At 40.5% G+C, this 9,908-nt stretch carries 8 protein-coding genes; 4 read left to right on the top strand and 4 right to left on the bottom strand.

From position 1 onward, the window contains the following. The first annotated feature begins 117 nt into the window (after positions 1 to 117). The gene (locus tag J1905_RS11450) at positions 118 to 645 is read left to right on the top strand and encodes a thioredoxin family protein (RefSeq protein ID WP_214227375.1); all 528 of its coding nucleotides are present in this window, start codon (positions 118 to 120) and stop codon (positions 643 to 645) included. Here the strand turns inward: J1905_RS11450 and J1905_RS11445 are convergent, their stop codons facing one another. From J1905_RS11445 to J1905_RS11435, 3 genes are all read right to left on the bottom strand, one after another. Further along, positions 646 to 2,352, bottom strand: coding sequence for a glycoside hydrolase family 3 protein (locus J1905_RS11445; RefSeq protein WP_214227374.1), 1,707 nt, complete (start codon positions 2,350 to 2,352; stop codon positions 646 to 648). Between the two features lie 283 nt (positions 2,353 to 2,635). After that, positions 2,636 to 3,280 carry a porin family protein gene (locus J1905_RS11440; RefSeq protein WP_214227373.1) on the bottom strand — a complete coding sequence of 215 codons (645 nt, stop codon included), beginning with the start codon at positions 3,278 to 3,280 and terminating at the stop codon, positions 2,636 to 2,638. Between the two features lie 309 nt (positions 3,281 to 3,589). Next, positions 3,590 to 4,204: a porin family protein gene (locus J1905_RS11435; RefSeq protein WP_173093913.1), complete on the bottom strand. Its 615-nt coding sequence runs from the start codon at positions 4,202 to 4,204 to the stop codon at positions 3,590 to 3,592. A 297-nt stretch (positions 4,205 to 4,501) separates the two neighbouring features. Here J1905_RS11435 and glpK point away from each other — a divergent pair, with 297 nt between their 5' ends. The 3 genes from glpK to J1905_RS11420 all read left to right on the top strand — a co-directional run bounded on the left by glpK (position 4,502) and on the right by J1905_RS11420 (position 8,796). After that, a complete protein-coding gene (glpK, locus tag J1905_RS11430; protein WP_214227372.1) occupies positions 4,502 to 5,992 on the top strand; it encodes a glycerol kinase GlpK in 1,491 nt (496 codons plus the stop codon). 26 nt (positions 5,993 to 6,018) lie between these two features. Beyond that, positions 6,019 to 6,750: an MIP/aquaporin family protein gene (locus tag J1905_RS11425; protein WP_214227371.1), complete on the top strand. Its 732-nt coding sequence runs from the start codon at positions 6,019 to 6,021 to the stop codon at positions 6,748 to 6,750. Between the two features lie 237 nt (positions 6,751 to 6,987). Further along, on the top strand, positions 6,988 to 8,796 hold the full coding sequence (locus tag J1905_RS11420; RefSeq protein ID WP_214227370.1) for an alpha-L-fucosidase: 1,809 nt from the start codon (positions 6,988 to 6,990) through the stop codon (positions 8,794 to 8,796). A 94-nt stretch (positions 8,797 to 8,890) separates the two neighbouring features. Here the strand turns inward: J1905_RS11420 and J1905_RS11415 are convergent, their stop codons facing one another. Next, positions 8,891 to 9,901: a PKD domain-containing protein gene (locus tag J1905_RS11415; RefSeq protein ID WP_214227369.1), complete on the bottom strand. Its 1,011-nt coding sequence runs from the start codon at positions 9,899 to 9,901 to the stop codon at positions 8,891 to 8,893. Positions 9,902 to 9,908 lie beyond the last annotated feature (7 nt).

The following is a 9,908-nucleotide window of genomic DNA, read 5'->3' as shown; positions in this document are numbered from 1 at the left end:
TAACTTATTTAGAAAAATATCGCTACAAATAAAATCTACTATTAAACTAGAGAACAGTAAATTGGTATTACAATTGATGTTAACTATTATATAATTTTGCAATTAAATTATTAAACAATGAAAAGAATAGCCTTACTACTACTTATTACCATAGCAACTGTAGGCACAAGCTGTGCCCAAGACAAAAAAGTATACGACCCTAAGGCAAATGCCCGCGCTGATATTGATGGCGCAGTAGCAAAGGCTAGAAAAGAAGGGAAACATGTGCTTGTACAAGTCGGCGGTAACTGGTGCGGTTGGTGCATAGCTTTCCATAAAATGGCAGAAAATACTCCTGCCTTAAAACAATTCATTAACGATAACTATGAGGTTGTGTTGGTAAACTACAGTGCCGAAAACAAAAACGAAGCTGTACTCGCTAGTCTTAACTTCCCTCAGCGCTTCGGATTCCCTGTTTTTGTAATACTTGATGGAAACGGGAAATTATTACACACTCAAAATTCCTCTTACCTAGAAACAGATGAAAAAGATGCAAATGGGAAAAAGAAAACAGGACATAGTGTAAAAGCTGTTACCGATTTCTTGAAAAACTGGACTGCAAAAGCAGTTGATCCTGCAACTTATAAGGAACAAAAAACAAAGTAATTATTCTTTGTCGCCATACTTAAAGAACGAATTCACAGTAACGGGCAGTCTCCCTGTAGGAACCAACTGATTCTTAATTACAGATGCGGCTGCCTTTTGCATGAAATCTTCTTTCTGATAAGCCAAGATTAATCCCTTACTGTTTTCAAGGCCCGGCAATGCCGATAGGTTGTAAGGATTAGCAAACAAAACAAAAACTGCATTACTTAGCGACATATCCTTAATAAACATCTTCAAATCATTACTTAAAATGATGCCATTACCAGGCCTGATGCGGGTATCATGAATACCTATAATTACCTGATCAAAAACATTGATATATCTTAAAACCTTTGCAATAGCCGCAGCATTGGCATTTCTGTCTAAGGTATAGAATACTGAGTTTTTATAATAAGCACCTAAATCTCGTTGAAACTCGGTAACACCCGGAGTTCCCAAACTAATGATCACCGTTCTTCTGTCTTTAGACAAACGACTAATGTTTGCTTTACCTCTTAACAGCGTCATAGAAGCATCCGCTAGCTTCTGCAACAACACCTGACTACCCGGTCTGTTTACATCCGCAAGCACGTTTCTTTCATTTATAGAATCGCGAACACTTAAACCTGCCCAATATTTAGCAGTAAGGATTTTCTTAACGCTTTCGTCAATTCTATCCATGCTGATCCTGTCTTGCCTAACCGCTTTACGAACCAGCTTTATTGCTCTGTCACTATTTTCTGAAAGTTCAAGAATGTCGTTACCTGCAATAACACCCATTACATCAGCCTCTCCATCTTTAAAGTATTTAACCACCCCTTTCATGCCCATGGCATCAGAAATAATTAAACCTTTAAAACCAAGTTCTTGCTTTAAAATACCTGTAACAATAGGCTTAGACAATGTAGAAGGCATATTTGGCGTATTATCCAATGCCGGAATATTCATGTGTGCAATCATTACACCCGCAGCACCCTGACGAATTAATTCTCTAAAAGGATAAATCTCCAAACTATCCAAACGCGCTTTGGTAAACTTAAGCTGAGGGAGATCATAATGAGAATCCACATCAGTATCGCCATGCCCCGGAAAATGTTTAAGACTAACCAGCAAGCCACCATCCTGCATTCCCCTCATATATTCGCCTGCCTTTGTGGCTACGTTGTATTTATTCTCTCCAAAAGAGCGGTAGTTTATCACCGGATTTTTAGGATTATTATTTACATCAACATCAGGCGCCAAATTCATGTGCATTCCGATGCGTTTGTAATCCTTAGCCACTTCCAATCCCATTTTATAAATCAGCTCTTTATCCTGAATCGCTCCTAAAGCCATTTGATAAGGATAAGAAATGGTGCTATCTAAACGCATGCCCAAACCCCACTCTCCGTCAGAAGCAATCAATAAAGGCACTCTTGATATAGACTGATACTGATTCGTTAGAATCGCTTGCCTGCCAGGACCTCCCTGAAAGAACACCAACCCACCAATATGTTCCTTTTTAATCACATTGGCAATCGAGTCTTCGTATGCTTTTCCTAAATTGGTATGCGCCCTTACAAAGAACATCTGCGCAATTTTCTGACGTCTGTTCAGCTTATTGAAAACAGAATCAACCCATTCATTCTTTTCAGTAAGTGTTTGTAGATAAGATTTCTTTTGAGCCTTAATTGAGGATACTGAGACAGATAATAAGGAAGTAGCAATCAAGAGATGTTTAACGTTCATTATGGCAGTAGATTGTTTAAATTTCAAAGTTATAAAAAAAGCATCCTATACAGGATGCTTTTCTAAGGTTAAATAGGAATATTATCCTCACACACAATTCGGGATTCATATTTTTATTGCTTTCGCAATTGTTTATATAGCTTTTACTAATTATCTTTTTTTGAAGTCTAGTAAGAAAACAAATCATCTGTTTTCGTAACTTTTCAAAGTTACATTCAATTTTTCAATTTCTTCACAAATGGCTCAATTAGTTTCACTTACCCTTCAAAAAAGGTAAGTTTATCTAGAAACTATACCCTAATGACAATGCAAATCCTTTATTCTTTATTTTATCCTGATTCACGTCATCCTTAAGAGCCTTCTGAAAGTCCATCATATATCTGGCATTCACATTAATATTCGGTGTGATACTATACCCTAAACCAACCGCAGCACCAGCCAACGACTTACTAAAATTCTCTGTGTCTGTCGATTCTGCCTGAGCATCATCATTAATTAAACCTGTCGATTTTTGAGAAAGCAAAAATGATACCTGAGGCCCTGCAAATACAGTTAACTCTGGCGTTGCCTTATATCCAACTAATATCGGAACATCGATATAAGATACTTTCGTATCAAAATCTACTGTATTTCCGGCAACCGACTCACTTAACTTAGCTCCTTTTTGGATGAACATTACTTCCGGCAAGAAAGCAAATCCACCACCTAAAGGTAAATCGCCATAAACACCCGCCTGAAATCCAACTTTTGAATCTGTTGCATAATCCTTATCGGCAAACTGAAATTTCCCCATGTTCATCAAGTTAGCACCTGCCCTGATACCGAACTTCATTTGATCATTTGCAGCCGACTGTGAAGTCTGTGCTTTTGCCTCAAAAGCGAAGCTAGTTACTGTTAATCCTAGGGCTATAATGAATAATTTTTTCATAATTTTCTATTTAAAATTCATGGAGTCTATTGTAATAACCATGCCAAAGAAACCAAAAACAAGGCTTCAGAGCAAAGCGACAAACACAATAACTCACTTATTTTCTGACAATTAACTACAAACCAACGACAAGAAACAATGCCAAGCAAACCTCTATAAGCGACCCTATTAAGTGTGTCTCCGATTTGAGACACTATCATAAGATCAGCCCAATCAATTTGCTAAAGCAGGCCACAAAAAAAGCCTGTATCATTTAATGATACAGGCCCTCTATAAAACGATACCGTCTCTCTCTAAAAAAGTAAAGTCTTAGAATTTCAATCCCAATCCAACCGAAAACACCTGGTTTTTATATTCAGGAGTTTCTTTCGATCCGTTCTCATTGTTCTTTTGGAAATCCAATGAATAACGGCCATGTAAATCTACTTTATCAGTTACATCAAACCTGAAACCAATTACACCGCCAACCAAACTCTTCTTAAATCTATCTGATTTATCTTCGATGATTGTTTCTTCACCAGATCCAAATCCGTTTTCAAACTTGTTTTTAGTAGAAGTAAGGAAAGATACCTGAGGACCAACAACTAAATTAAGTCCTGAACCACCAACATTAATAGTCGCTAAAATAGGCACATCAATAAAGTGAGTAGTCTGAGTAAAATCACCAAAAGCAGTTTCTGCTTTATACCCTTTTGTCGAATACAATAACTCCGGAGTAAATGCCAATCCTTTTATCAAATTGATATCCAAAGTAATACCGGCATTAAAACCAGGATTAACTTTTGTTTTAAAATCATTATTACCGTCACCTTTAACAATGTTCGATAAGTTTAAACCGCCCTTGACACCCAATCTGATTGGGCTCTGTGCATTTGCTGCACCGGCTACAAATAGGCCTATGGCCAAAACAATTAATTTCTTCATTTTGTGTAGTTTTTTCCTGACCACCTGAAAGAAATGTGCCAACTTTTAGAAAACTACACCTTTACAACCTTTAAACCTTGGCAACCATCCATTTAAAACTTGTTACAACATTCATTTTACCCACAATTATTTTAAGAGAATTAATGAGTAAACCCTATAATTTGTATCAAATTTGATACAAAAACTCCTGCCTTTCCCGGCATAAACAAATCAAAATAATTGCACATCACTTCCTTTTACTTTCGATAATGATTTCTTATACTTACGTTTAATTACATATTATTCCAAATATAACGTATGAGCAAGTATATTCTATCCTTTGATCAGGGGACTACAAGTTCGAGGGCGATTGTCTTTAATAAACAAGGAACCATTGTTTCAATTGCACAAAGAGAATTTCAGCAGATATACCCTCAGCCAGGCTGGGTAGAGCATAATGCGACAGAGATCTGGTCTACCCAAGTTGCAGTAGCTACCGAAGCCATCGTAAAAGCAGGCATCACCCCTAACGATATAGCTGCCATAGGCATTACCAATCAGCGTGAAACCACCGTATTATGGGATAAAACCACAGGAGAGCCCCTTTGTAACGCCATCGTTTGGCAAGACAGACGCACCTCTGCCTACTGCGATGAACTAAAAGCAAAAGGCCTCGCCAAAAGCGTACAAGAAAAAACAGGACTCATTATAGATGCCTATTTCTCGGCCACAAAAATCAGGTGGATACTAGACAACGTTCCCGGCGCCAGAGAAAAAGCCGAAGCCGGAAACCTCGCCTTTGGAACCATAGACTCCTGGTTAATATGGAAACTAACCGATGGCAGAATCCATGTAACTGATGTAACCAATGCATCAAGAACCATGATTTACAACATCCACACCCTAGAGTGGGATCAGGAATTACTTCAATTTTTCAATATTCCCCGCAATATCCTTCCCGAAGTTAAATCGTCAAGCGAAGTTTACGGAGAAACCACAGGCAATGTACTTGCTGCCAAAATACCTATTGCAGGCATAGCCGGCGACCAACAAGCCGCCCTTTTTGGACAAATGTGCACTGAGGTAGGCATGGTAAAAAACACATACGGCACAGGCTGTTTTATGCTCATGAACATTGGCGATAAACCCATCTCCTCGCAAAACAACCTCGTAACGACCATCGCCTGGAAAATAAACGGCAAAGTACAATATGCATTAGAGGGCAGTATTTTTATAGGTGGCGCTGTTGTGCAATGGCTCCGAGACGGACTAGGCTTAATTAAGGCATCGGCCGATGTAGAAAAGCTAGCCTTAAAAGTAGCAGATACTGGCGGAGTGTACCTCGTTCCCGCCTTCGCCGGACTTGGCGCACCTCATTGGAATCAGGATGCCAGAGGCACTATCACCGGTATAACCAGAGGTACAAACGCGGCTCACCTTGCCCGCGCAGCCATCGAAAGCATCGCTTTCCAAACCATGGAAGTTTTAAAAGCCATGGAAGCAGACTCCGGACTAAAAATTAAAGAACTACGAGTAGATGGTGGTGCAACTGCCAACGATATACTAATGCAATTTCAGGCCGACGTGCTAGATACGACAGTAATCAGGCCTCAGGTTACCGAAGTTACCGCCTTAGGCGCCGCATATCTGGCAGGTTTGGCAGTAGACTATTGGAGCAGCATGGACGACATTAGCGGCCAGTGGAAAATAGACAAAAGCTTTAACGCCGGAGAAGCTAAAAATATCGAAGAGCGTATAAAAGGGTGGAATAGAGCTGTAAAAGCAGCAAAAGCATACGCAGAAAATTAACTAAATAATAACTTAATCCTATCCTCATGTCTCCATTTATAGCCGAAGTCCTTGGCACTATGTTTTTGATTTTATTAGGCAATAGCGTTGTTGCCAATGTGGTTTTAACCGGAACTAAAGGAAACAATAGCGGCTGGATGGTAATTACTACAGCATGGGGTTTGGCCGTTTTTGTAGGCGTTGTTGTTGCCGGCCCATATAGTGGCGCGCACCTCAACCCTGCCGTAACCATCGGATTAGCCATTGCAGGAAAGTTTAGCTGGGCTGATGCACCAACCTATATTGCCGCTCAGTTTATCGGGGCAATGATTGGCTCTACCCTCGTGTGGCTTCTATTTAAAGACTTTTATAAAGGCACTGAAGACAAAGGGTTAAAACATGCTACCTTTTGCACAGCTCCTGCCATCCCAAATACGATTTCGAACCTGATTAGTGAGATAATAGGCACTTTCGTATTGATTTTTGTGATATTTCATTTCACCGATGCTTCATTAGGCTCGGATAAATCCCCAATTGGATTAGGCTCTCTTGGCGCTTTGCCAGTAGCCTTCCTTGTTTGGGTAATCGGACTGTCGCTTGGCGGCACCACAGGCTATGCCATTAATCCGGCAAGAGACCTTGGCCCACGAATTATGCACGCCATACTACCCGTAGCCGGCAAAGGCGGAAACAATTGGGGTTATGCATGGATACCTGTAATTGGACCTATTATCGGCTGTACACTCGCGGCCATACTATATTTATACATTAGAGTATAGCTCTTATTTTCTTAGTTAAATTAAAGATTTAACAGGTAGATAATTTCAGCGTTATACTGCTATAAAAATCTAAAAGTTTACACCTATTTATTGAGGCATCAACCTCTTTAACGGGAAAAAACATGTCTTGTAGGGTCAACTATTTTATGGGATGACTTAAATGATTTCTTTATCTTAATCCCTTCAAAATGCACCGCATTTTGGTAACCTAAAAACCTAACAAAACCAACCAAAACAATGAAGAAAACTTTCTTAAAGTTAAGTATGCTCGTCGGCCTGATTTTGCCGTACACAGCAAGCAATGCACAGGTTAAAGAAGGCCTTACCGCCAATGCCGAAGAACCGGAAGCCATAAGAGACGCAAGAATGCGATGGTTCAGAGATGCCCACTTTGGCATGTTCGTACACTGGGGACTGTACAGTGGTGCAGCCGGAGAGTGGGATGGCAAAGATTACGAAGGCTGTGTTGAGTGGATCCAAAGCATGGCAAACGTACCAGCTGATATCTACGAAGCTCGACTAAAACCTCTTTTTAAACCAAAAAAAGACTTTGCCAGAGAATGGGCAAAAACAGCTAAAGACGCTGGTTGCAGATACGTTATTTTCACCAGCAGACACCACGAAGGTTTCGCCCTGCATGATAGCAAAACCACCACTTTTGATGGAATGGATGTAACTGGCAGAGATTTGTTTCGTGAAATTGTAAACGCTTTACATGAACAAGGGCTTCGTGTTGGGGTTTATTTTTCATTGATAGACTGGCACCATCCTGATGCTTACGTAGAGCATGGTTTACCCTCACCTGCAGGTGTAAAAAACGACACTCGCGATAACGCAAAATATGTTGAGTACATGCACAAACAAGCCGAAGAGATGTTCTCAAACTATGGCCCTATTGATGTGGTATGGTGGGATTACAGCTCTAAAGAGATTCAGGGCGAAAAGTGGGGCGCTAAAGATTTAGTAGCCATGGTGAAAAAGCACCATCCAAACATCATTATGAACAACCGCTTGTATGCTTTTGAGCACAATAGTGAATACACTCGTGCAAACGGAGACCTGGTAACGCCTGAACAGTTTATCCCGGAATCGGGTTTCAAGGGTATGGACTGGGAATCGTGCATGACTATGAATGGTACCTGGGGATATAGCAAAAACAACCAGCGCTGGCATACAGAAACGGAATTGGTTCATAATATGATAGACATTGTTTCTAAAGGCGGCAACTATTTGCTAAATGTTGGGCCGATGGCAGATGGTACTATTCCGGCGAAAAGCATCGACTTAATGCATGGCATCGGCAACTGGATGAACGTAAATGGAGAGGCTATTTATGGTTCAAGAGCCAATACCATTGGCAAGGTTAATTGGGGTCGCATTACTACCAAACCGGGTAAGTTCTTTTTGCACGTATTTAACTGGCCGGAAAATAACAAATTACACGTTCCATTTGCTCCGGATAAAGGGGTGATACCTCAGGCATATTTCCTTGCAGATGGCTCTAAGACTCCATTAAAGGTAGAGGCTAACGAACGTGGTTTGTTTATAGATGTAAGCAATAAGGCGTTTAAAAATGACGCTGCAACAGTTATAGCGTTAGATGTAACAGGAACTTCTCTTGTTGCTCAGGGTATATTTCCTGAGGAAGATGGTTCGTTTAAATTATTGGCCGGTGATGCAATATTGACAGGAGGCATCGCACTGTCGGTTGGCGAACAAGCAATATTACACAGCTGGACTGCTCAGGATGCTACCGTAACATGGAATGTGAATGTTACGCAGCCGGGCAAATACAAAGTGATTCTGAGCACTGCTTGTACGGATGCTTCCGCAGGATCTAAGATTGCGGTTAGCCTGGGTAAAACCACCCTTCCGGGTGTTGTTAAAGGCACTGAAAACAGTTGGAGCGCTTATAAGGAATGGGATATGGGAACGGCAGTGATTTCTAAAAAAGGAACAAATACGATATTGGTGAAGGCGCTTTCTAAACCGGGTTTAGGGGTTATGAATTTGAAAAACATAAGGCTTGTTCCGCTAAGTAAGTAGAACTATCACTGAAAAGAATAGCCTGCATCATGATTAGTGAGCAGGCTATTTTATTTATTAATAGTGATGATTTGTATTTAATAGACTCGGGTACTTAATCGACTCTGAACAAACGCCATTCAGATGCCTGGAATATGGAGATGTTACCCCAGTTTGAAGTAACATACCAACGGTAGTAGGGATACGCTTTAGTATTTTCGAAAGCAAAAGCTCTTACTTCATTCCTGCTATCGCTGAATTCTACTGTTCTGGAATCTAAAACATCCCAGACTTCGCCATCCATTGATCCTTGCAGGGTCCAGTCTTTTGGATCTCTAACCTTTTCATCATTACCAGTGGTTATTGAATATACCCGAACAACCTGTGGAGCGGCAAGCGTTTGTTTCATCCAGAAATTGGCATTAAAGCCTCCGGAAAAGAATTTGGTACCATTGTCACCGTCAATAAGTTTCAGCGACCCCTCTCCTCCAAATGGTCCATTGCCATTTTCATTAGATACAGCTAAAGTAGCACCACCAGTTACATCGCTGATTCCACCAAACGACCCTATCATCTTTTTCATTTCAATTGTAGAGCCTTGTTCAGTAGTTACATTGAGTGTAACTGTTTCTATCTTTCCCTCGGATATTTTCTTTACTGGAGAGGCCTCTGTTGAAGTAGTTTTATCGGCAAAAGTCCATTTGAAATCTTTAAAAGCAGTTGCTGATACAGCATCGAATTTAACATCCCCATCGACAGTTGGTTTTGCCTGAATGGTCAATATTTTCTCGGGGCTGATATTTATGGTCATCTCCTGTTGGGCAACATAACCTTGTTCATTCTCTACCCTTAACAATACCTTAAATATACCGGCGTATAGGTAGGTATGTTTGGCGGTAGGCACTATTGCAACACTATCGTCGCCAAATGTCCACCTGGTACTTTTTGCATTTAGAGATGTACTCTTAAATTCGAAGGTGAAGGCATTATTTGGATCGCGGATAATTTCGGCCATTGCCCTTGGTTTTGGCTCTTCCGGCACAACTTTAGCTACTTCTTTATCTTTACTACAGGAGAAGGTAAGCAGCATTAAGCTTAACACTCCTATTCTATATATATGTTTCATATCAATT

Origin of the sequence: Pedobacter sp. B4-66, from assembly GCF_018492665.1 — a bacterium.
Taxonomy (GTDB): domain Bacteria; phylum Bacteroidota; class Bacteroidia; order Sphingobacteriales; family Sphingobacteriaceae; genus Pedobacter.
This window is presented reverse-complemented; position numbering and strand designations above follow the sequence as displayed.

Coding starts and splice junctions, on each gene's coding strand:
- J1905_RS11450 (WP_214227375.1), top strand. CDS start 118: ATGAAAAGAATAGCCTTACTACTACTTATTACCATAGCAACTGTAGGC.
- J1905_RS11445 (WP_214227374.1), bottom strand. CDS start 2,352: ATGAACGTTAAACATCTCTTGATTGCTACTTCCTTATTATCTGTCTCA.
- J1905_RS11440 (WP_214227373.1), bottom strand. CDS start 3,280: ATGAAAAAATTATTCATTATAGCCCTAGGATTAACAGTAACTAGCTTC.
- J1905_RS11435 (WP_173093913.1), bottom strand. CDS start 4,204: ATGAAGAAATTAATTGTTTTGGCCATAGGCCTATTTGTAGCCGGTGCA.
- glpK (WP_214227372.1), top strand. CDS start 4,502: ATGAGCAAGTATATTCTATCCTTTGATCAGGGGACTACAAGTTCGAGG.
- J1905_RS11425 (WP_214227371.1), top strand. CDS start 6,019: ATGTCTCCATTTATAGCCGAAGTCCTTGGCACTATGTTTTTGATTTTA.
- J1905_RS11420 (WP_214227370.1), top strand. CDS start 6,988: ATGAAGAAAACTTTCTTAAAGTTAAGTATGCTCGTCGGCCTGATTTTG.
- J1905_RS11415 (WP_214227369.1), bottom strand. CDS start 9,901: ATGAAACATATATATAGAATAGGAGTGTTAAGCTTAATGCTGCTTACC.